This window comes from Bacillus sp. FJAT-28004 (assembly GCF_001280845.1).
In the GTDB taxonomy this organism is placed as follows: domain Bacteria; phylum Bacillota; class Bacilli; order Paenibacillales; family Paenibacillaceae; genus Pristimantibacillus.
On record NZ_LGHP01000001.1, the window covers coordinates 3,480,123 to 3,504,453 of the forward strand.

At 47.5% G+C, this 24,331-nt stretch carries 15 protein-coding genes; 5 read left to right on the forward strand and 10 right to left on the reverse strand.

The features are described from left to right. Nucleotides 1-8: 8 nt before the first annotated feature. Nucleotides 9-1,754: an ABC transporter ATP-binding protein gene (locus AC787_RS15080; protein WP_054025527.1), complete on the reverse strand. Its 1,746-nt coding sequence runs from the start codon at nt 1,752-1,754 to the stop codon at nt 9-11. Between the two features lie 521 nt (nt 1,755-2,275). Between AC787_RS15080 and hmpA the strand changes: the two genes are divergently transcribed. Beyond that, nucleotides 2,276-3,508, forward strand: coding sequence for an NO-inducible flavohemoprotein (hmpA, locus tag AC787_RS15085; RefSeq protein WP_054025528.1), 1,233 nt, complete (start codon nt 2,276-2,278; stop codon nt 3,506-3,508). A gap of 7 nt (nt 3,509-3,515) precedes the next feature. Here hmpA and AC787_RS15090 read toward each other — a convergent pair whose 3' ends face one another. Then, nucleotides 3,516-4,016, reverse strand: a complete 501-nt coding sequence (locus AC787_RS15090) for a Crp/Fnr family transcriptional regulator (protein ID WP_054025529.1) — start codon at nt 4,014-4,016, stop codon at nt 3,516-3,518. 196 nt (nt 4,017-4,212) lie between these two features. On the opposite strand from AC787_RS15090, the gene AC787_RS15095 reads away from it, so the two are divergent. Beyond that, nucleotides 4,213-4,695 carry an HPP family protein gene (locus tag AC787_RS15095; protein WP_054025530.1) on the forward strand — a complete coding sequence of 161 codons (483 nt, stop codon included), beginning with the start codon at nt 4,213-4,215 and terminating at the stop codon, nt 4,693-4,695. Here the strand turns inward: AC787_RS15095 and AC787_RS15100 are convergent, their stop codons facing one another. The 4 genes from AC787_RS15100 to AC787_RS15115 form a co-directional block, all read right to left on the reverse strand. Further along, nucleotides 4,696-6,993 carry a helicase C-terminal domain-containing protein gene (locus AC787_RS15100; RefSeq protein WP_054025531.1) on the reverse strand — a complete coding sequence of 766 codons (2,298 nt, stop codon included), beginning with the start codon at nt 6,991-6,993 and terminating at the stop codon, nt 4,696-4,698. A 216-nt stretch (nt 6,994-7,209) separates the two neighbouring features. Further along, nucleotides 7,210-7,596, reverse strand: a complete 387-nt coding sequence (locus tag AC787_RS15105) for a hypothetical protein (RefSeq protein ID WP_054025532.1) — start codon at nt 7,594-7,596, stop codon at nt 7,210-7,212. Nucleotides 7,597-7,665: 69 nt separating this feature from the next. Beyond that, nucleotides 7,666-8,832, reverse strand: coding sequence for a PP2C family protein-serine/threonine phosphatase (locus AC787_RS15110; protein WP_054025533.1), 1,167 nt, complete (start codon nt 8,830-8,832; stop codon nt 7,666-7,668). Between the two features lie 299 nt (nt 8,833-9,131). After that, the gene (locus tag AC787_RS15115) at nt 9,132-12,251 is read right to left on the reverse strand and encodes an alpha-amylase family protein (protein ID WP_235560984.1); all 3,120 of its coding nucleotides are present in this window, start codon (nt 12,249-12,251) and stop codon (nt 9,132-9,134) included. A 133-nt stretch (nt 12,252-12,384) separates the two neighbouring features. Here AC787_RS15115 and AC787_RS15120 point away from each other — a divergent pair, with 133 nt between their 5' ends. Beyond that, nucleotides 12,385-14,718, forward strand: a complete 2,334-nt coding sequence (locus AC787_RS15120) for a helix-turn-helix domain-containing protein (protein WP_235560985.1) — start codon at nt 12,385-12,387, stop codon at nt 14,716-14,718. Between the two features lie 85 nt (nt 14,719-14,803). Here AC787_RS15120 and AC787_RS15125 read toward each other — a convergent pair whose 3' ends face one another. The 3 genes from AC787_RS15125 to AC787_RS15135 form a co-directional block, all read right to left on the reverse strand. Next, a complete protein-coding gene (locus AC787_RS15125; protein WP_054025535.1) occupies nt 14,804-16,417 on the reverse strand; it encodes an extracellular solute-binding protein in 1,614 nt (537 codons plus the stop codon). A gap of 119 nt (nt 16,418-16,536) precedes the next feature. Then, complete coding sequence (locus AC787_RS15130; protein ID WP_054025536.1) at nt 16,537-17,448, reverse strand: carbohydrate ABC transporter permease; 912 nt, start codon at nt 17,446-17,448, stop codon at nt 16,537-16,539. Between the two features lie 19 nt (nt 17,449-17,467). Further along, nucleotides 17,468-18,424, reverse strand: coding sequence for an ABC transporter permease (locus tag AC787_RS15135; protein ID WP_054025537.1), 957 nt, complete (start codon nt 18,422-18,424; stop codon nt 17,468-17,470). Between the two features lie 342 nt (nt 18,425-18,766). Between AC787_RS15135 and AC787_RS15140 the strand changes: the two genes are divergently transcribed. Together AC787_RS15140 and AC787_RS15145 are read left to right on the forward strand one after the other, a co-directional pair. Then, nucleotides 18,767-21,559 (forward strand): alpha-mannosidase, encoded by a 2,793-nt coding sequence (locus AC787_RS15140; RefSeq protein WP_054027081.1) that lies wholly within the window; start codon nt 18,767-18,769, stop codon nt 21,557-21,559. Nucleotides 21,560-21,575: 16 nt separating this feature from the next. Then, on the forward strand, nt 21,576-22,856 hold the full coding sequence (locus AC787_RS15145; protein WP_054025538.1) for a glycoside hydrolase family 125 protein: 1,281 nt from the start codon (nt 21,576-21,578) through the stop codon (nt 22,854-22,856). Nucleotides 22,857-22,977: 121 nt separating this feature from the next. Here AC787_RS15145 and AC787_RS15150 read toward each other — a convergent pair whose 3' ends face one another. Next, entirely contained in the window at nt 22,978-24,297 is a 1,320-nt protein-coding gene (locus AC787_RS15150) for an ABC transporter substrate-binding protein (protein WP_054025539.1), read from the reverse strand. Nucleotides 24,298-24,331: the final 34 nt, after the last annotated feature.

Genomic DNA, 24,331 nt, shown 5'->3' on the forward strand with positions numbered 1-24,331 from the left:
CCAATTTATTACGTTTCAATAATAGCCTCAAGCTGCTGGCGATCATACTGCTCGCGGTACCAGCCGCCTCTCTCAAGCAATTGCTCATGCGTACCTTCCTGAATAATTCGTCCTTCGTCGAGAACAATAATCCAGTCCGCATGCTGCACTGCAGATAAACGATGCGTCGTAATGAGCGTCGTCTTGCCTGCTCTTTCTGTACGGATACCCTCAATAATTTCGGACTCCGTTTTCCCGTCTACAGCTGACAACGCATCGTCCATCAGCAATATCTCTGGATCTGCGATGAGTGCACGCGCAATACTAACGCGCTGCTTCTGCCCGCCGGACAGCGCAACACCTCGCTCGCCAACCATCGTCTCCAGTCCATCCGGTAAAAACTTAATATCTTTGGCGAATGAAGCCCGCTCGAGTGCCCGCTGCAAATCAGCATCTGTGCCTTCTTTTAGGCCATAGAAAATATTTTCGCGGATCGTCTTCGAGAACAAGATTGGCTGCTGCGGCACATAACCGATCCAGCTTAGCAAGTCATCAATTTTCAAGCTGCCAAGCGGCTCGCCAGATATATGAATGCCGCCCCGTCCAAGCGGATATTCCCGAAGCAGCTGCTTCAGTAGTGTTGTCTTGCCGCTGCCAGTTCTACCTACGATACCAAGCGTTTGCCCCTGTGATAACGTAAAGGACACATCTACCAAGTTATCGACTTGAGAAGACGGATAACGGAACGTGACATTTTTGAATTGCAGGGACGTTGGTTCCGCCACTTTCACCTGCGCAGCTGCATCAGCAACGTCAGGCTTATAGCCAAGTGTCTCACTTACACGATCGAGTGAAGCATTACCGCGCTGCATAATGTTAATGAGCTCACCGATAGCAAACATCGGCCAGATCAGCATCCCAAGAAATACGTTAAAGGATACGAGCTCCCCGAGCGTTATTTCATTGTGGAATACGAGATATCCGCCATAACAAAGCCCGATCAAATAGCTCATTCCAACGAGTATTTTCATCGTCGGCTCGAATAACGCGTCGATGCGCGCAACAGCAATATTTTTGTTAAGCACATCATTTGTTTTGGCGCTGAAACGCGCCTCGCTTGCTTCTTCCTGCACGAAAGCTCTAATGACGCGAACGCCGGATACCGATTCCAGCACCTGATCGTTCAGATCGCCAAATGCGTCTTGCGCGTCCATAAATCGTTCGTGAATTTTTTTACCATAATGCTTCATGGCAAGCGCCATAAGCGGAAGTGGCAGCAATGCGGCAAGTGTGAGCTTCACGCTTATCAAACCTGCCATAACAATCAGAATCGTAATCATAAATAGAGTCGAGTCAATTAACGTCAATATGCCGAAGCCCGCTGTCTGCGCAACCGCTCCTAAATCATTTGTCGAGCGCGCCATAAGATCGCCCGTCCGATTGCGTTCATAAAAGGTTGGAGTCATTCGTAAAAAATGTCCCATCAAACGCGACCTCAGCAGCTTCTCAAGCACGAATGCTCCGCCAAACAGCTTGTAATGCCATATGTACGTGATGATATAGCCTACTACCGTAAGTGCGATCCAGCCGTAAAGCACACGATCAAAATCGGCTTGACCGAGCAGATCCTGATGGATGCCGTCAATTGTATAGCCGATAAGCCACGGCGGGATGACATCGATAATTCCTGTTAGTACTAGAAGTGTTATAGCAACGGTATAACGCTTCCAATGCAATTTAAAAAACCAGCTTAATTTTTTGAGTACACTAAACATGCTTCTCTACCACACCTTCCGCTATCCATCCAAGCTTCGTTTACCTTCGATTTACTCCCGAAAACACAAAAAAGCGTGTCGTCGTAACGACACGCTTCTTCCCCTCAAAAAAACGCGACTTAGATAAGTCTCGCGAGGGCATAGAAAAGGCGCATAATTACGATTACGTAATCATGCGCCTCTGATGATGGGGATACCCTTAATCAAAGTGAAACAACGCGCGGATGGATTACGTTATTCATGTTCAAATGATGGTTCTTTCTTACAGCTAAATGAATGTAATTGTAAGTGTTCATGTAACGCAATCCTCCTCTCGCTAAAATATATTAGTCACTTTACCATCCATAGAAATTACTGTCAATAGTGATTGGTTAAAAAAAAAATAAATTAACTATCCGTATAGAAAGTTCTAAATGTCACATATCGTTGCAAATTTCTGTGATCTTAATCACATAGTTTGGTGCATCCTAAGGTCTATACTTAAACATATTAGATGCAAACAGACATTGGAGGGGTTATTCATGTTAAGTGCACAATGTATTCAAATTATTAAATCTACGGTTCCTGTATTAGAGGTTCACGGCGTGACGATTACAAAACGCTTCTATCAGCTTTTGTTCACCAATCATCCTGAGCTCCTGAACCTGTTCAATCACGCTAACCAAAAACAAGGCAGACAACAAGCCGCGCTTGCCAACGTCGTTTATGCAGCAGCGCAGCATATCGAGAACCTTGCAGCTATTATTCCGGTTGTGAAGCAAATTGGACATAAGCATCGCAGCTTAGGAGTGAAGCCGGAGCACTATCCGATTGTCGGCAAATACTTGCTGATGGCGATTAAAGATGTGCTTGGAGAAGCTGCTACGGATGAAATATTAAATGCATGGGCGGAGGCTTATGGCATAATTGCGGATGCTTTTATAAGCATTGAGCAAGAAATGTACGAGAATACACATTCGCAGGCGGGCGGCTGGGAGGGCTTCCGTGCTTTTCGAGTGGCGCGGAAGGTGCAGGAGAGCCATGTAATCACTTCTTTCTATTTGGTTCCAGAAGATGGCCAATCCATTGCAAGCTACGAACCCGGTCAATACGTAACCGTCAAAATCAAAAAGGAAGGCGCCGAACACACGCAAATACGACAATATAGCTTATCCGATGCTCCTGGAAAACCTTACTATCGAATCTCGGTTAAACGCGAGGACGCTTATCTAGACCGTTCCGCCGGCGAAGTATCGTCCTACCTGCACCAGCATGTTGTTGAGGGGGAAACTTTATGGTTATCCGCTCCTGCAGGAGACTTTATTCTAAATCGGACGGATGAGCGTCCCGTCGTATTGATAAGCGGAGGTGTCGGGTTGACGCCGATGCTCAGTATGTTAAATACACTAACCGAACATGATCCGAAACGTCAGGTAACCTTTATACATTCCGCCCAGAACGGTGATGTCCATGCCATGAGGGAGCAAGTGAATCTACTTGCGAGTGAACACCCTCAGGTCTCTGTCTACTATTGCTACGTGAAGCCGACAGAAAGAGACCTGAAAGAACAGCTTTTCCATAAGGAAGGCTATATTGATCTGCCTTGGCTGCAATCCATTATTACGGATACTGACGCTGCCTTTTATTTCTGCGGCCCGACTCCATTCATGGCGGCAATTAATCATTCTCTTCAGCAAATAGGCGTGGCAGATTCGGACATTCACTATGAATTTTTCGGTCCCGCAGCCAGCCTTGAACTTGCAGCGATAAGCTAGCTTGCTCCTATCTCGGCTGCGCCCGCAGCAGCCGATTGACCGTTTCGCGGCGAAGGCCGATGAGCTGACCAATCTCATCCTGTGTCAGCACATCGGTTATCGCTGTGGGTCCAATGTATGCCGCAAACCATTCCCGCAGCTTCCTTAGCTTTTCGGCAGGCGCCACTTGTGTTAATTGATCGATTCGCTGCTGCATCATCCTCAGCTTACTTTGAAGGAGCCGTGCGACTTCAAGGCTTTTCTCCGGACTCAGCTTCAGCTCGTCGTACCATTGCTGCGGCGATACTAGATCGATCTCACAAGCAACAAGCGCAATCGCTGTACCGTGATAAGGCAAAGGACTAATTAACGAATGATGAGGAATGATCTCGTTCGGTACGATGATATTAACTAGAAACGGATGACCGTCTTCATGAACGCGAACAATTTTCAGCAAACCGCTCTTTAAGTGAAACAGCGGCCCACTTTCCCCTTGGTTGAACAACGTCTGTCCTTTATGCAGCAGCATGGTATTCTCCTTATCAGCAAGCCCAGCCGATTATTTGGCTGGGCTTATTTTAATTTCTCACGGCAACAGAATGAACGTTTTCATTCGAATTGACAAATATAAATGATTGACGGTACAAGAACGGTGAGGGTAAAATGTAACATGCTGCGTAAAGTTAACCGTTGCAATCCACTTGGAAAGAAGGCGAGCTCACGGCATGCGTATTAGAACCTATGCAATCTGCTTATATATCATCATGATTTACTGGATCTCGTTACATATTCCGTATATGCATTCCTTGTTCTTCCCTACTTTGGGCGCTTTCAGCTTGCTCTTCATTTCACGCCCGTTCGAGAAATCACAACTTCGCAAAATCGCCCTTGGCGCCGTCTTTTCTTCATTTATCGGCTCCATTCTTAATTATTGGAATCCTGGGGTACTATCGCTGCTTCTCACACTACTCATCGTCATTTTTTGCATCAATCGATTTAACTGGAACGCTCCTCCCATTTTGGCCGTTGCGCTTATTCCTTTTTTCACACAGCCCACGTTATTCTGGGCCATTCCCTTGTCCGTATGCGGATCGCTGCTCGGTTTGCTGGTCACCTTATCAGCTGCAGTATATATAGAGAAACGATTTGAATCATTACCGTCACTTCTCAATCGAATAGTCAAAACGGAATCCGATTCCGTCAATTGATTACCCCTTCCACTCTTCAGGCAGAAGCCGTTGATACTGGGTTTGCAAATACCGATCGTCTATGAGCACGAGTGTCCCGCGATCGGTTTCCGAGCGGATTAGACGGCCGCCAGCCTGCAGCACCTTATTCATCCCTGGGAACACATACGCATAATCATACCCATTCTTGCCCTGCTCGTTAAAATAATCCTTCAGCATATTGCGCTCTACACCGAGCTGCGGCAGCCCTACACCAACAACGATAACTCCGACCAATCGGTCTCCGGCCAAGTCGACACCCTCCGAGAACACGCCGCCCATCACCGCAAAACCAATCAAGGATTTCCCGCTCCCAGCCTGAAATGTACCTAAAAAACGATCTCGTTCTTCCTCCGCCATGTCGGGTCTTTGCAGCAGCACTTCTGCATCTGAAGCCGTACCAGCAGGAACAGACCATTCCTTAAGCTCCATATACGTCTCGTAAACGGCATTCATATAGGCATAGGATGGAAAAAACACAAAATAGTTACCCGGTCGCTCACTCATCAGCTCCATGATTAGCTTCGCTATCGGCAGCTTAGACTGATCGCGGTCGTGGTACCTTGTAGAAAGCGGATTGATCACTACATCAAGCTGTTCCTTTGCAAAGGGGGACGGCACCGCGAGCGTGTAATCATTTTCTCCCGCTCCCAGCATGTCCATATAATACGAGACTGGAGATAGCGTTGCAGAGAAATAGATATGCGAGCGATAGCCCTTGCCTATCTGCTGCAGCAATTGAGAGGGATCAAGACAAAATAACTTGAGCCGGACGTCGCTCTTCGAAAGTTCGATATAAACAACATAACGATCATCAAACAACTTGGCTGTACGCACAAAGTTTTGTGCTGCAAAATAGGCATCCAAAAGCAAGCCGTTCCCGCTAACACCGACGGCTAAAGCCTGTTCGGCAGCCGAGGCGAATGCGTCCGCTAGCGCCACTAATTCCTCGGGAAGCTGCCGCTGAATCAGATGCGGCGCCCCGTCGCTGCTTTTACGCAGCGCGATGAAATAATCGTTGATTGCCTTGGCCGTGCGATAACCCTCGCCATGCGTACCCTTGAGCTCACGCTGCAGCGCAAGAAAGGGCGCCTTCGTCAGCTCCGCCGAAAACATCTCCCGCGCCCGATCAACAAGGTTATGCGCTTCATCCACGAGCAGTGCTGTCCGCTTCTTCATCTCCGCATATTGACGCTTAAATGAAATGCGCGGGTCAAAAATATAATTGTAATCACAGACAACCGCATCAGACGCATAAGCCAAATCAAGTGAAAATTCGAATGGACATACTTTATGCTTATGGGCATAGGCTTCAATGACCGACCTTGTCATAATCGTCTCCTGCTCCAATATATCAAGCACCGCTCCGTTAATTCGATCATAATAGCCTTCCGCATACGGGCAATGCTCCTTCTCGCAGCGAACTTCCTCTTGAAAGCATATTTTATCCTTAGCCGTGATCGTCACGGCGTGGAGATGCAGCCCTTTCTCGCGCATAAACATCAAAGCGTCCTCAGCCGCGGCTCTTGTCGTCGTCCTTGCTGTCAAATAATAAAAGCGCTGAAGCATGCCTGCTCCCATTGCTTTGATGGCGGGATAAGTCGTCGATATCGTCTTGCCTATGCCAGTTGGCGCCTTCGCAAATAGACGAACGCCTTCCTCAATCGATTTATAAACCGCTCCTGCCAGCTTTCGCTGCCCTGCTCGGTAAGTCTCAAATGGAAAAGCAAGCCCGTTAATGCTTTTATTCCGTAACTGCTCATGCTTGCGCAGCTGCTGCACATAGGGAGCGTATCGAGCAGTAATCTCATAGACATATTGCTCCAGCTCTATGAAGGTGACTTCACGCGTGAACCGCCGCTCCTCCTCTGTCTTCGTCTGCACATAGGTAAGCTGCACGCGCATGGCTGTCTGCTCATGCTCTTTCGCGTACATATAGGCATAAAATAATGCTTGCGCCCAGTGTACAGGATAACCGTCCTCCGCTATTCGATCCAAGTCGCCGCCAGTCGATTTGATTTCATCAACGGTCAATATCGGATCTGTTCCGAGCAATCCATCACATCGTCCGTCCACAACAAATAGCAGATCATCCACTTGGATGTCCGCTTTGACATAGACCTCCTTCTGATCCTGTTCGCCGTAGGTTAGCTGCACTCTCTGATGCGCTTTCGTGCCTTCATGCATCGTATCAATTGCATTTAGCCTTACGTCGATGCTACCGCTCAGAAATACGTATTCGACTAAGTTTCTCACCGATATCGTGACCGTATCATTCATCAGCATATTTTCCTGCTACCGCTCCCATAAAGAACATTTGTTCCTCAATTGTAACACAAGCTTCCTCTCATTCGCACACGAGTTATGTTTGTTATCCACTTGGCAATACTGGCATTCTTAAGCAATGAATGAGCAAATAGACGTCAATGTTGTATTCCATACAACATTGACGTCTATTTTTGTGAGCCCGACTCTCTAGCTTTATATACGGATTAATTAGAGCTCTTCCGTCTCATCCTCGGGGTGATTACCAACGCCGTTCAATAGGTCAATGCCGTGGAATTCCTCACCGGGAGACGCAGGATCGATCGGACTGTCCTTCGCCATAACATCCGCATCTGGCACGGAGGCCAGCTCCTCTGAAATTTCCTCTGCCGTATCGACCTCGTCGACCAGCCCCTCACGATTATCCAGCGAAGCAGGGATATGAGATTCATGCACATGCGCATTCTCATTCGGATGCTGCTTCTCCAGCAGCTCCGATGCATGAGGCACAGCTCCCCCGCGCATTTCCTCCGTAAACAGACCAAAGTCAGGATCAATGTCTTTTTCCGTCACTAAACTCTTAGCATGCCGTTGATCGTGATCATGTTCATTATCCATTTTGAATACCTCCTTCATCCTGTTATCTACCTTATACTACCCACTATCTGGGTGTTTCTAACCATAAGCCTAAACACAAGCTAAAATAGCTATGGTTGCGTTATCCTGATAAGGCCTCCGCTCTGCAAGAACATGCTGCAAAATGTGAGTTGCGGCAAGCGGAGGGTATAAGCACGACGCTTCCTCCAGCAGCTTATCCGATAAATCGTCATAGAGCCCGTCACTGCATAATATAACCAGATCACCCGGCAAAAGGAGCAGCGGCTCTTGATTGGCATCGATTTCCGTTATGCGCGGGATTCCCAAGTAACTCGTTAATAAATGGCGTTCCGGATGCGACCCGGCTTCTTCCTGTGTGAGTATACCCGCCAAAACCTGCTCCCTCAGCCGATTCGCATAGATGTGATCCCTTGTCAGTGGAATGAGCACACCCCCTCGAAACAAATAGATTCGGCTGTCCCCCGCTGATATCCAGTAAAGCTCTCCTTGATGAATAACAGTCGCAATCAGCGTCGTTCCGACGCTCCATTCCAGCTCATGACTAAGCGCCATCTCATAGACAGCTTGGTTCGCAAGATGCAGCGACTGCTCCAATGCCTTCGGTATGGACTCCTCCGCTGATTTCGCTTTATATTCGTTCAGCATCATCTGGATCGCAAGCTGTCCTGCCTCTTTACCCATAGCGTAACCGCCCATTCCATCAGCAATCACGGCAAGCACACCGCGATGCTCAATAGCTTCCTCATCGTCGAGTGACGAGAAGCCATAAGCATCCTGCTGCTCCTCACGCTCGCCAATATGCTGCGCATGCCCGGTGATGACCTTCATATTGACGACAGCATTACGGCTATTCGGAATCGACCCGGCTGCAGCATTTGCGGCTCCTATAATCTGCTCGATTGAAGGTGTTTTTAGAGGGACGGCTGGAGGCACCCATGTAGGCGTTACGGCAATCTCTGATCTTGACATCGTCTTCGTTCGAGCAGCTTCATCCACTCCAACGCCACGATCGCTTTTGCCCCTTTTGCTAGCGGGAAGATCAAATACGATTAACATGATGAGTATGACTCCAAAGCCGATCATGCCGCTCGCGAGCGCAATCTCAATAAACTCGCCTTGCTGGTTGTTCCATAGCTGTTCCCGTTGCTTATCCGGAATCGCCGCTACTCCGATATAGACGGTCACAAGCAGCAATAAAACAATAGCCAAACCTTTGATTATCCATCTTCTGTTCATCCGATCCCCGCCTCGCCTCAGCTTCCCGCCCATCATCTACCATTTTATTTGCGTAAGCAGCGATTTATGCCGAAACCATAAGTTGCGAAAATGCATTTTAAGTAACTTCTTAGTCGGAAAGGAGGCAATGTACATAAAGAAGATGTTCTCCTACAAGGTAAAAAGCCTTGCGGTACAATCTCATCCTATATAGCAGATCCTTAAATGAAATAGAGACTGTTCCAAAAGTAGATTTATCTACCTTTGAAACAGCCTCTTCATAAACGTTGCAATGGTCTAAGCTAATCCTACTACATCGGTCAAACGACAATATCGCGATAAGATGCCAGCACGTTGCCTTCCAAATCCGTCGCAAATAGAACCGAGCGTTCACTCTCCAGCACGAAGCTGTAGCTCTTATTGGTTTGCGCATCACGCACAGTAACAGGACAGTCCATACCCGCTTCCGAGATAAAAGTATATAAGCTTCCCTGCTTAAATTGCAGCTTGTTGCCAAAGATCCCCGGGTGGTCTCCGCCTGCTTCCCATACGATGCCTGGTTTCAAATCCTCAGCCTCGTGCAGGGCAGCCTCATAAAGTGCAATGAGTGTATCCGTACGCTCGTTAAGCTCCAGCGGCAGTGGACACCACATGACCTTGCCTAATCCATGGGATAAGGTTCGAACGGTTGAAATGCCATCCGAATAGCTTCCGCTGCTGTCCAAAGCGATTTCTTTGTTTAGCTCGCCAATCTTCTTGCCTCCGAAAGAAGCTTTGAAGATGCGCTCGCCAATTTGCAGCGTTTCTTCCCGTGATATATTGCTTAAGCGATACGGTCCCACAATCGATTCCGCCCGTGAAGTTGGCTTCCAGTATTCATCTAGCCCAATAGGTCCGGTGAACAGCAGCGTGCCTCCGTGAGCTTCAACATGCGCAAGCAGCTCCGTCAGCGCAGCATCGCTGAAATTGTGAGCGCTCGGAACGATAATGAGCTTCGGCTTGTCTCGCTGCAAGGTTTCCAAGTGAAACTCTCCAATCCCGCGATGCGGGAGCTTCATTTCGTAGCCCAGCACACGAGTTAAATTTCCTGTCGCTTCGCAAGCAAAACGGCGGCTGGAGAAATCATTGGAGTAAGGAAATACAACCGCAATCTCCTCTAGCTGGCGTTCCTCAAACATGCTCGAAATTCGGGCAATAAATTTGCCGAAATCATAGGATACATCCGCTTCCGGCTTCTGTGTCCCGTCAGCCCGCAGAGCTCCGATATTCGACTCACAAACGTTGTCCATGAAATAGTTCGTATTCCACAGCCACTGCACCGCGCCTGCGCCGCCTGCGGCAAAAGCGTATGCGTATTTGCGCTCTAAGATGTTCCTCAGCTCTTCCTCTGAACGCTTCGCCCGGTTATCCGGCATTTCCACATACATAATGCCCGTTTCTTGAATCAAGGTCGGCTTGCTAGGATCTTTGCCATATACGCTGTCCCATAGCAGCCTGTCATTTAGCCACCAAGTGTGTACTGTTGTGTAATCGACGCTTTCCGCATAGATTAGCGGAGAAGGACGCGGCCCCATGCCAAGCGCCTCGTCTTGACCAACAGTCACGAGCTGACGCGGGGAAATGGCATGAATCGTTGCCGTAAGCTCCCCTACCCAGCGGTTATGCATATCCATCGTAAACCGTGTATAGTCCAGCCAGCGCGTATTTTTCTTCAGCTTCTTCACGTCTTGGATATCAAAAGCGATGTCCGTTTGCTCCGGCAAGGTGACCGCTTCAAAGTCCGGCAGCTCTGTACTCGTCATATTCCACCGCGCCTGCAGCTTGCCAATCGATGCGTGCCGCTGCTTCAGCCAATTCACATAGGCTGCTTTTTCAAAAGGATCATGCATGGAGCGAGGTCCTGAGAAAATGCGCATATGATCAAATAATGACGGCTCATTGATCAAATCCCACTGTACATTGGACGTGTTTTTATGCCTGGATACGATCGCTGCAATAAACCGTTTTTGTGCTTGTACGCTTCTTGGATCAAGATACGGATTTTTGCCTTCCCAAGCTTCTGGAGCAAAGGCGAAGAAGCTGAAGGTCATTTCAATCTCATGCTTAGCCGCTGTCAAAATAAAAGCATCCACAGCTCTGAGCAGTTCTTCCGATGCATGCCCGTCCTCAAACATAAGATGCCGCCACGCCGTCCATAAGCCAGTACGGATCAGGTTGATGCCGGCTTCCTTCATCGTCGCCATATCTTGATCCCAGATCGCAGCATTCGGCATAGACACGAATTTCCGGCCTACATCCGAGGTCATATACGTCATTCCTACAATAGGGAAGGGAGCGCCATTTTTCTCAAAATAATCCCGACCAACCGCGAGTGGCGTACCTCTCTTCAGCAATTCTGGGTCATGCCCCCAGAAGCCCTGCCGCAGTACTCTCTTTTCTCCGCTTTCAGCTTCTGCTTCACACACGATCTCATACAAGCCCGGCTCTACAGCAAGCGGTACACTCAAGGTTATGTATTCGATTTCGCTTCCAACTCTCAAGCTCAAACGATGCTGCCATAACGCCTCAGCCTCTCCTTGCTTATAAATGGAAATAGCCATCGACCAGTTCTCTTGCTTGCTGCTTTGCTCGTAGCCATATGCCGATTTAGTTTGCTGTGCTTGAAGCGTCAGATGCGGTCTCTCTGCTTCATAATAAACCGCGTAGCTCGGCTTAATCCAAAGCTCAGTAACACCCCTTGCGCAAAATGCCGCCCATTCTGCAAGAGCATCCGCACCTGCGCCCGACCAGAAACGGTCTGTCAGCTGTTGATTCACAAATAACCAGCGTCCGCCTGCAAAATCACCCTTGTTATGCTCGATCAGAACGACAGGAGCCGATACTTCCCGGCCATCAGCAGACATTCCCTTCAGAAGCGGTCGAATGTGTGCATTCATCGGCCCCTGCGAGCCCGTAGCCTGATTCAGCTGATCCCGCTCATGCGTCACATGCAAAATAAGTCCAAACGTACGTTCAATCGTGAACAAATGCTCCTTGCCCTGCAGCAAAGGCAGCTCCAGATTGTGGCACAGTGCGGTTGAACGCGTATGATCGACAGCAAGCGCCTCATGAATAAATAGTTCCTGATGGTACGCTGTCATCTCCTGCTGGACTTCCCACTGCTCGCCATCCCGGCTCACCGGCTGTTTAAAAGGGGCTCCGCCTGCGTGAATCAATCCCCCGCCCCGCTGTACAAAAGCGAGTATATCCGGCCATGACGCTTTCGGAAAATACGATCCGTGCAAATGAACGAAACAGTCTACCCCGTCTTCTCTAAGTGCTGCTGACAATCCCTCCGCATCGGTTACTTTAAACAGACTATTCAGCTTTTGAAGTGCCTCTGAATCTGGCGCACAGCCGTCTAACGGAAAAGTAGGGTCATAAAATAGTACTGCTTTCATGTTTCTCGCTCCTATCATTTCTCTATTGTTTATGGATCTTTACTTTCCATGATTCGCTATTTATTGCATAATGGAAGACTAAGCATCATGATTGAACATGGATTACAATTACGTACTGGAGGCGAACACAGTCGTGTCAAAGCACACATCTAAGTCAACTTCGTTGTCACGAGCCAAAATAAATTGGAATCATTTGAAATCAAGCTTACTTCTGAAATACGCCTTGTCGTACATACTCATCTTTCTAATCCCTTTGACCGGAGTTACCATATTCGTTTATGAAAACGCAGTCACTGGTCTTCGCTCTGAGATTGAACAGTCCAATGTGAATCAATTGAATCAAGTGAAAATGACGATTGATGACCGGATGAGAGAGCTTCAGGAAATCGCCAGCAAAATAGCCTACGACGAGCAATTAACGCCTTATATGGTTCGTGATCCCTATTTCGGCTGGGAAGCTATTCGTCAACTTTCTACCTACAAAGCCAACAGCAGCATTTTGGAAGATTTATTCCTATATTTCCATGATGATTCTACTATTTACTCATCTCGCGGTCTCACCAATGTAGATGTTTTATTTAGCCAAACCTATCAGTTTAATCATGCGAGTAAAGAGGATTTGCTTCATGACCTAAATGAAGCCAAAGGTCCGATTATGCGTCCTGCTGAGCAGGTCAACGTTAACTATCGCAAGGAATCTATGCTTACTCTGCTCGTTCCGATTATGCCAAATGATCCTTTCCCTTATGGAACCGTTGTCTATTTGATGGAAGAGTCCAAGCTGACCGGTGTCATGGATTCCATCCTCAACAACTTTTCCGGCAGCAGCTATATCTTTGATCAGGACGGCAAAATGCTGACGGCCAATAATCATGGGGCAAGCATGCCGCAGGGCGACTTATCTGTCCTTTCTGCTTTGCAGCCAGGCATTCACAGCCTGACACTTAACGGTGAGAAGCAGTCTGTTGTTGCTGTGCTATCGCAAGAGAATGGATGGACTTACGTCGCCGCAATGCCGAGCCATCAATTTTTCAGCCGTGTCGTTCACATTCAAACTCTGATTCTGCTTGTATTCAGTATCGTTGTACTGACTGGCATTGCCGCAGCTATGTTATTGGCCAAGCGTCAATACCATCCCATTAAAGATTTAATGGAGTTCGCCAAACAAAAGAGCAAAAGCACTGCATTAGATTCAGCAAAAATCAGCAACGAATGGGATTGGATTAAGCAGACCATTCATGATTATAATGCTCGAATAGATATACAGGAGCCTTATGTTCGCAATCAATGCTTGCTGCTTCTACTCAAGCATGGCAAACCTGACGACCCAGAGATCGAGCAGCTAGTCTTGGATGCAGGACTTGAGCTTCCGCAGGGGCAAGGGTATTATTTCTCTGTTATTTTGGCTTGGAATGCTTCCAATACGGGCGAAAATTCCCGTCAGGAACGCCAGCAGATGCAGGAAATGCTCCATGAATTGGAGCTGCCGGATCTCCATTCGCGAGTTTATGGCATCGAGTTCTCTCCAGCAGAGCAATTTGCGTTCATGGTTAGCCTTGTACCATCAGAGTCCGTACCTTTGCAGCAGCAGATTGAACAAATCGTTGAGTCCATAAAGCTCATGATTATGGAAAACTCGCAGCTGCTGCCATCGCTAGGGGTTGGTACACCATACGAGAATCTGGCAGAGCTTAATCAATCCTTTATCGAAGCGGCTACCGCGCTGGAATTCCGATTGGCAGGAGGTAATGGCCATGTCACTTACTTTGAACACTTGGCAGAGCTCAGCTCGCCTGATACAGAGACATTCTGGATTCCCAAGAAATCACTGCTCAAGCTGGAGCAAAGTTTGAAGCAAGGCAATGAATCCGTAGCAAGACAAATGATTGGCAGTATAATTGATGATATGAAAAATGAGTCCTTATCCGTTTCCTTGCTGCGATGCTTTTGCTATGACCTTCTGAACGCCATGCTGCGAACAGCATCTGAGATGGGCATGCACAGCGTCATTCAGCATATCTCGTCTTTGGCTACATTTGAAACACTTGAAGAAACCGAGCACAAGCTGAACGGACTAGCCGCACAAATCTGCGCGCAGGTAGAGAGAAATACCGAAACCGAGCAGCATTCTTTAATGGACGATATCGTAGCGTACGTGGATCAACAATATGCGGATTACACGCTCAGTCTGGAGCATATCGCCTTGAAATACGCGATCTCAACTTCCTATTTGAGCCGCAGCTTTAAAGAAAAAACAGGTCTCAACTTTTCACAATATATTTCGCGCTGCCGTATGGAGGAAGTCATGCGCCTGCTGCTGAGCACCGATGCTCCACTTAAAGACATTATTGAGCAAGTCGGATACTTGGATACACCGAACTTTATTCGTAAATTTAAGAAAGAGACAGGCCTTACCCCAGGGCAATACCGTAAGCTTAATGCTCCCGAAGTCCACCATGTGGAGTAAAGCCCATCATTGTCATAATGCTCATAATCAAAGCCAACTCTTAAGCACCGTTTCCGGTGCAAGAGTTGGCTTATTTACTTAGATGTTAGCTCGTTTTCCAGCGGTCGTATGCCGTCTGATAAATCTCCGCCATCCGTTCTCCACCCATTTTCTTGATCGTTCCAACATATTTATCCCAACCGCTCATCGAATCTTGACCTGTAATAAACTTTGCTTCCATTTGCATAACATAAGTGCTCAGGTCAGAGCGAAGTTTTGTAACCTCAGCCGACTCTTCTGCAGTCAAGAACAAAGCTGGAAACGGAACTTTTGCACCGCGATCCAACAGCTTTTCCTTATTTTCCTTGGTTACCCACTCATCGAACTCTGTTCTCAAGCCCTTTGTAAGGTCATCGCTAATAACCATAGGCGCGGCAATACCATAGTTAGGTGTAAGTGTTGAGCGGTATTCCTCCCGATCGCCGCCGCCTGGAACAGGCAGCCATTCCTTCGTCATTGAAGCTTTGTCTGTATATTTCCAGAGCGTACCTTCAGGTCCTTTGTCAAACAGCATTGCTCCATCATAGGAGTACAAATAATCGACCCAACGCATCGACGCTTCCGGCGCTTTGTTGCTGCTCGTAATTGCGAAGGCACCTGTTGAATAACCTCTATTTTTTGCAATTGCAGGAGCTGCTACCATATCACTCTTCACAGGGCTGAACAGCACATCTTCTGTGTCTGGCTCGCCGCCAAGTGTAAAGTATGCATGCCACTCCGAGAACAACCCGACTTGATTGTTTTTAGCTTTTGCTTTCTTCTGATCATCCGTTTGAGAGAATGACTCATGATCGAGCAGTTCCTCACTCCAAAGACGATTGATATATTCCAGGTACGCCTTGTAAGGCTCTTCCATAGGCGTATAATGAACAACATCCTTCTCATCTACATAAATTTCTTCCTCATATGCGCCAAAAGCTCCTAGAATCCACGTCCTCAAATCTCTCATCTTCGAGGAGGAAGCGAGTGGAATTTCGTCTTTTTGGCCATTGCCGTTCGGATCTTCTTCTTTGACCCGCTTCAAATAGGTGTACAATTCCTCCGTTGTTTCAGGAATTTTCTTAATATCAAGCGCTTTCAGAAAGTCGCCGTTATACCAAAGCGGATTGCGGTACCATGGCTGGTTTAAATCAAATCTTGGCAAGGAGTAAATATGCCCGTCCGGTGCTGTGATGGATTTGCGAATATCCGGGTAAGTCTCAAGCAGCTTCTTCACATTGGGTGCATATTCGTCAATAAGGTCTTCCAGTGGAATGAGAATGCCTTGTCCACCATAATTCAGCTCCTCAGCCTGAGTTAGCTTTGCGCCAAACAATACATTAGGATAATCGCCGCTTGCAAAAACTAGGTTTTTCTTCGTATCAAAGCTGTCTCTAGGCGCATTCAAATACTCAAATTTAATGCCCGTCAATTTCTCCATTTCGTCCATTACCGGCATGTCATTCCAGTTCTGAATACCGATGTCCGGCGCCATTAGCGTTAAGGTGATTTTCTCGTTAACGATTGGGAAGCCTTCCTTATTCACGTCTTCAGCTGCTCCTGCTCCCGCTCCCGCCGTATTTCCTTTTTCCTTGTCACCGGACGAGCCGCAGCCAGCCAACAATGTAACCGTCATCACTCCTGCCATCAGAAGTGTTAAAGCTTTTCTCGATTTGTACATTCTTAAATCCTCCCTTTTTTCCTCTATACTATTTAAATGGAGCTATATAATAAGCAAAGGAATGATTTCCTTCGTCCATTATCTCACAAAGTCCTTCGGAAAAGCTCCGAACAAGGCAACTAACCCTTTACAGAGCCAATCATGACGCCTTGTACGAAGTAACGCTGCAAAAACGGATAAACAGCAATGATCGGAAGTGTCGATACAATAATGACCGCATATTTGACCAAAGAAGCTGCATCTGCCTTGGAATTCATAGCCATCGCTACCTCACCGCTAACCGCGGCACCCGTAGTCTCTGCCGTCATTTCCTGCAGCACTAGAATTTGACGCAAAATCATTTGAAGCGGATATTTCGCCTCGTCATTCAAATAAATCAACGCGGAAAAATAACTATTCCAATGCCCTACTCCATAAAAGAGAGCCATAACCGCAATAATCGGTGAGGATAGCGGTAAAATAATACGGACAAATAGCTTCAAGTTTGTACACCCATCCATATGTGCAGCTTCTTGCAGCTCCTTCGGAATCGTAGACTGGAAAAAGGTTCTCGCCACGATGATATTCCATACCGAGGCCGCGACTGGCAAAATAAGCGCACCCATGCTGTTAATGAGGCCTAGGTTTTTAATTAACAAGTAACTCGGCACAAGGCCTCCGCTAAAGAACATCGTAACTAGAATGATGCCCATGAACAGTTTGCGTCCTATGAAATCGGTTCTGCTCAGCGCATACGCGGCAGGCAGGGTAACGACTAGATTGAGCAGAGTACCAACGATCGTGTAAATGACCGTATTGAGATATCCGTTCCAAACTTTCGCGTTATCGAATACCAGCTTGTACCCTTCCCACGTAATTCCCTTCGGAAACAGCCACATTTCGCCTGAATTGACGTATTTCGGATCACTTATCGAAGCGCTGACCATATAGAGTACCGGGTACAACACAACGATTAGCGCGAGTAGCAAATAAATATAGTTCAAAATGAGAAACAGCTTGTCGCCCTTTGATTCTTTTACTGCTGTAACCATACGTTTCTGCTCCTCCTTCCTACCAAAGACTGGTTTCGCTTGTGCGTTTCGCAATTTTGTTGACCATAATTAGCAAAAGCGCATTCACTACTGAATTGAACAAGCCCACGGCCGTAGAGAAGCTATATTGTGCATCTACTAGCCCGGTTCGGTAAACAAATGTAGAGATGACATCCGATGACCCCATATTTAATGGATTTTGCAGCAGCAAAATTTTCTCGAAGCCAACGCCCAAAATATTGCCCATGTTCAAAATCAATAAAATGGTGATGGTCGGTACAATCGTCGGCAAGTTGATGTGCAGCACTCGTTTGAGTCGACTTGCGCCATCGACGATAGCAGCCTCATGCAGCTGTGGATCTACGCCAGACAATGCTGCAAGATAAATAATTGTCCCCCAGCCCGCGCTTTGCCACACGCCTGACAAGACGTACACCGTCTTAAACCATTTTGGATCCGTAAGATAGGCAGCCGGCTCCATGCCAAGCAGCTCGATCAGTCTTACAAGCATTCCCGATGATGGCGACAAGAATGTTATGATCATCCCGGCCATTACGACGACAGAAATAAAATGCGGTGCATAAGTAACCGTTTGCACAGTTTTCTTAAAATAGCCGTTCTTAATTTCATTAAATGCTAACGCTAGAATGATCGGCAGCGGAAAACCGATGGCCAGCTCATATAAGCTAATGCTGAACGTATTCCACAATAAGTCCCAAAAATAATAGGAGTTAAAAAATCTCTCGAAATGCTCGAAGCCTACCCACGGACTCCCCATAATGCCTTTTGTCGGAATGAAATTTTTGAAAGCAATCTGGATACCGTACATCGGACCATAATGGAAGATAAGAAAGTACAGCATGACAGGAGTCATAAATAAGTAGAGCTCCCAGTTTTGCAGCATCTTTTTTGCGAGCGGCTTGTTTCCGCTTGTTTTCTTGTTTAATGGAACAGCTTGCAATTCGTTTCCTTCCATCTCTCTCGAATCCTCCTCTCTCTATGTTGTTATTCGCAGCTTCACTCTACCGGCAAACGGCATTGTAATTGACTAGCGCTTACATTCCAAATTGTATTCGTTTTCATCAGCAACGGTAAATATGTATGATCTGCATTGTCATTCGAAAACGCCGTAACCATAGGGATTTACAGGCTTTTCGCAATGACAGTTGTCCTATTTGAGCTCATCAGAACGCTCTTAATGTGTTAGATATGCTGTCCGAAAATGGGGTGCAAGTGATACATATTGTGCTTTGCAGATAAATGTGTGAACCTTTCTTACGAATGCCTGTTTCTGAACAGCCGTTATCAATTATCTCTTATGAACACGCATACAATTCCAATCCAATTCAGGAGGCTTTTGACCGTGACAAACAAAACCGCCCATCTTATTTCCCACACCCATTGGGACCGTGAATGGTACATGCCTTACGAATACCACCATACGCTGCTCGCAGAGCTAATGAACGATTTGCTTCGCATCTTGGAAGAGGATGACAGCTTCCGCAGCTTTCATCTGGACGGACAGACGATCATTATTGAAGACTATCTACAGATTCATCCTGAGAAACGGGAAGTGCTCGAGAAATACATTCGAGAAGGCCGGATTATTATCGGTCCATGGTATGTGCTGCAAGATGAATTTCTGACAAGCTCCGAGGCGAATGTCCGCAACTTGTTAATTGGGCATCAAGATGCTGCTTATTATGGCGTTATTTCGAAGCTTGGTTATTTCCCCGATTCCTTCGGCAATATGGGGCAGGCTCCACAAATGCTGAAACAAGCAGATATTGATACCGCTGTGTTTGGACGGGGTGTTAAGCCGACCGGCTTCGATAATATGGTCGGTGAAACGACTGGCTCCAGCTATGAATCTCCCTATTCAGAAATGCACTGGACCTCTCCTGACGGTTCGACCGTGCTGGGACTGCTTTTCGCAAACTGGTACAACAACGGGATGGAAGTGCCGACTGATCCAGAAGAAGCGAAAGCCTATTGGACCAAACGGCTAGGCGATGCCAGCAAATATGCTTCTACACCAGAGCTTCTATTCATGAACGGCTGTGACCATCAGCCTATTCAGACCAACTTAACCGAGGGCATCCGCACGGCAAGCGAGCTTTTCCCAGACGTCACCTTTGTTCATTCCAGCTTTGAGCAATATATCGAAGCGTTGAAGGGACAGCTGCCTTCCCATTTGACGACGGTCGAAGGCGAGCTGCGCAGCCAGCATACAGACGGATGGAGTACGCTCGTCAACACGGCTTCCGCTCGGGTTTACTTGAAGCAGCTCAATCAACAGGGACAAACCTTGCTGGAGAAAGGCGCTGAGCCTCTAGCTGCACTTGCTCATTTGGTTAGCAGTCAAAGCTATCCGCATCAGCTATTGACCTATGCCTGGAAGACGCTTATGCAAAATCATCCTCATGACAGTATTTGCGGCTGCAGCGTAGACGAAGTGCATCAGGAAATGGTGACGCGATTCGATAAGAGCCGCCATACGGCCGAATCCATCATAGCGGAGAGCCTGCGTGCAATTACGGGACAGATCGATACAAGCGGGGTTAAAGCCTGGGCAGAATCCAGTGTGCCTGTTGCTATTTTCAACATGACGGGTTGGGAGCGCAGCGGTACAGTTAGCGTGGAGCTAATCATTGCCAAAGCTTATTTCAAGGAAGGGCCTAACCCTGCTGCCATTGCTGAGCGGCTTGAGAAGCTTCCGCTTCATTTGGAGAATGGGGCTCTGCTGGATGACGAGGGTTATGCTATTGCTGCCAAAGTGGAGGATTTAGGCGTTCATTTCGGTTATGAGCTGCCGAAGGATAAATTCCGCCAGCCTTATATGGCTCGCAAAATAAAGTTAACGTTTGAAGCAAGCCGGGTTCCCGCACTTGGCTTTAAAACGTATGCTTGGCATGAATCCGCTACATCATCGGCGTTAACGCCTAGTACATCACTAATCGCCAGCCCAAGCGGCATGGAAAATCAATATATTGCTGTAAGCTTTGAAGCAGACGGATCTTTTAATTTAACGGATAAAGTAACCGGTAAGACATTCCCGGGACTTGGTATTTACGAGGATTGTGGTGATATTGGCAATGAATATGTATTCAGGCAGCCTGAGGGAGAACAGCCTCTTACGACCAAGGGTGTCCCGGCAACCATAACACTTGTTGAGAACGAAGCTTATCGGGTCACGTACGAGATTGTCCATGAATGGGCAGTTCCAGCCAGGGCCGATGATACATTTACCACAGAAAAACGAAAAATGGTACGTTTCCGCGATCGGCAGGCCAAACGCGTAGAGCATATGGTTTCGATGCGCATCGTCACTCGCGTTAGCCTAGAGCATTCCGGCAAAGGGCTGCAGCTGCAGGCATCCTTCCATAATCAGGCCAAGGATCATCGTCTTCGCGTATTGTTCCCTACTGGGCTGAAGTCTGACAAGCATTTGGCTGACTCGATCTTCGAGGTCGCTTCCCGTGACACGACGCCAGCGGAAGAGTGGGTGAATCCAAGCAATGCACAGCATCAACACGCGTTTGTTAGTGTGTCGGACGGCGAACACGGCTTAAGTGTCGCTAATAAAGGTCTTAACGAATACGAAGTGCTTCGCGATGGATCTAATACCATAGCTGTAACGCTTCTCCGTTCTGTTTCTGAGCTGGGAGATTGGGGAGTATTCCCGACACCGGAGGCGCAATGTCTTGGCGAGCATACGGTAGAGTTCTCCCTATTCCCGCACGCCGGCGATGCTATTGCTTCGGAGGCATTTGTGGAAGCTTACCAATTCCAAGCCCCTTGGTTCGCCCTGCAAACCGGAAATCAACAAGGCTCGCTCCCGGCAACCTATGAGCCCCTGAAGTGGGAAGGCAAAGGGTTCGCCTTGTCCGCCTTTAAAGTATCGCAGCAAAGCGGCGATGTCATTATTCGTTGGTATAACCTTGCGGGCGAGCCGCATGAGCTGGCGTTTGAAGCTAATTTTGGCGTAGATCATATTTATCAAAGCGATATTTTGGAACGCCGCCAAGAGGCCGCGAGCATCCAGAACAGCCTAGTACGCCAAACCATTGGAAAAGCAAAAATTATAACCTACTCTCTACAATTGAACTAATCAGGAGGTTTACCCTATGAAGTTACCAGATTCCATTATTAACGTATTATCTGAAGCGGACCAGCGCCTTGCGCATCGTCCCAAGCTGCAAAAGCTTTTCAAAAATTGTTTTCCAAATACGCTGGAGACGACGATCAAGCTGATGGACGACGGCACAACCTTTGTCATTACAGGAGATATTCCGGCTATGTGGCTGCGGGATTCAACGGAGCAGGTTCGTCATTACATCCCCTATGCCAAGGAGGATGTTGATCTGCAGCGTATTATTAGCGGCGTGATTCGCCGTCAGATGTTCTACATTAATATAGATCCCTATACGAACGCGTTTAACGAAACGGCAAGCGGCAAGCATTATAATGCAGGCGATCAATCGGATATGACAGCTTGGATGTGGGAGCGCAAATATGAGCTGGATTCCTTGTGCTTCCCTACCCAGCTCGCCTATATGTACTGGCAGGAAACGGGCAAAAGCGATATTTTCGATGATGCCTGCTATCAAGCATTAAACTCGATTGTAAATGTAATAAAAACAGAGCAGCGACATGAAGAGAAATCGCCTTACCGCTTCGTGCGACCAGGCTTTAAAGAAACCGAAACGCTGCAAAATGACGGGTTAGGATTGCCGGTCAACTACACAGGCATGTCTTGGTCGGGCTTCCGTCCAAGCGATGATGCTTGCCTGTTCGGCTACAACATTCCATCCAACATGTTTGCCGTCGTTATTTTGGGCTACATTCGGGATATTGCGGATCAAGTGTATGGAGACAAAGAATTGGCGGGAAGAGCAGAAAAGCTGCGGCAGGAGATCGACTTCGGCATCAGAGCGTACGGCATCGTCAGTCATCCGGTATTCGGCAAAATTTATGCGTATGAAACGGATGGGTATGGAAACTACTGTCTTATGGATGATGCGGGTACACCTGGACTGCTGTCTATTCCTTATTTCGGATATTCGTCTGTGGACGATCCCATTTATCAAAACACACGCAGGTTTGCGCTGAGCCACGAAAATCCGTTTTACTTTAAAGGCAAATTTGCCAAAGGCATAGGCAGCCCTCATACGCCTGCCGGACATGTATGGCATATGGCTTTGTCGATGCAGGCGCTGACTGCCGACAATAATGAAGAAATAAAAGAGCTTATCGATATGCTCGTGAATACGGATGCTGATACGGGCTTTATGCACGAGGGCTTCCATCCGGATGATCCGTCCATATTCTCGCGAGAATGGTTCGCTTGGTCCAACAGCCTATTCGCCATGTTGATTTGCGAGGCGATGGATAGAGACATCGTATAATCTCGTTTACGGGTAAGTTCTCTCACGAATAAGAGGCAGCTCCTTTGGTCAATGACCTTAGGGCTGCCTCTTCTATTATAGAAGATACGGGAGCATCATGATCTTCTATTAGCTCAAAATATTATTTTTTCACAATATCCTGTACCGCTTTGTCGAATTTCTCAAGCAATTGATCACTAGTAATCTGCTTGCCGAGATATTCTTGCATAGCCGCACCCCATTGCTGTGTGATGCCATCAGGGAAACGATCCCAGTTCCAGCTTTTCACTTGCTCTGGGTTTGCATTCGCGAAGGTCGCAAAGTCTCCGCCGATTTTGCCTACCGCTTCTGGATTCGGCTCAATAGAGGACAATGCCGGTACAAATTTGAAGTCCGTTGAAATGAATTTTTTGCCCGTTTCCGACGTAACCATCCAATTCAAGAATGCTTTTGCTTCTTCAACTTGGTCGGATTTGCTGTTGACGATCCAGTTGTTCGGCACTCCGGTAAATACGTTAGGTTTTCCTTGAAGAGGTACAGCCATCATACCAAGGTTAAGCGCTGGGTCAATTTCATCAATCATGCCTTGAATCCAGTTGCCGTGCTGAATCATCGCATATTTGCCTGCTGCGAACTCAGCTACCTGTGTATTGTAATCCGTTGTCAGCGCATTGTCTTGACCATTCGCGAACATAATGTCCACAAGGCGAATCCATTGCTTCATGATCGGATCGTCTTTCAGCTTCACTTTGCCCGCTTTCACATCTTCAATAAATGCCGCTGGATCAGCTTGGTTAGCGAATGCGATATTTAGCGTATGAATGCCCATCGACCACCACTCCGAAGTAAGCGCGAATGGAATGATGCCCGCATCCTTCAGCTTTTTAGCTGCTGCTTCAAGGTCCTCCAGTGTTTGCGGAAGATCTGTGATGCCTGCTTTTGCAAAAAGATCCTTATTGTATGTGAAGCCGTAAGCTTCAAGGTTCATTGGCATGCCCAGCAGCTTTCCGTCACGCGTAATTTGCGCTTTCGATGCTTCCACCAAATCCTTCGCCCAAGCCTCACCGGTCAAGTCAGTCGCACGATCCACATAAGGATCGAAGCCTGCCCATCCGCTAGAGTTGAAAATTTCAGGCTCCTCACCCGCTGCTAGCTCTGCTTTCAGCAATGCACTGTAGTCTTCACCGCCGCCATGCGTTTCGATATCTACTTTAACTCCCGTTTCCTTCTCGTACTCGGCAGCCATTTTGGCAAGTGCATCGGCAATCTCTACTTTGAACTGGAATACCTTGATCGTAACGTCCTTCTTCTTCGGTGCTTCCGTCGCCTCTGTCTCACCGCTTTTTTCTGTTTCTTTTGGTGCATTTGTACCCTTTGCGCCGTTATTGTTGTTGCTTCCACAGCCACTCGCCAGAACGATGAGCATAATAGCAACTAACATGAGTAAGGACATTTTTTTCATCTTATGACCTCCCGCAAATTTTCTATATATCTTA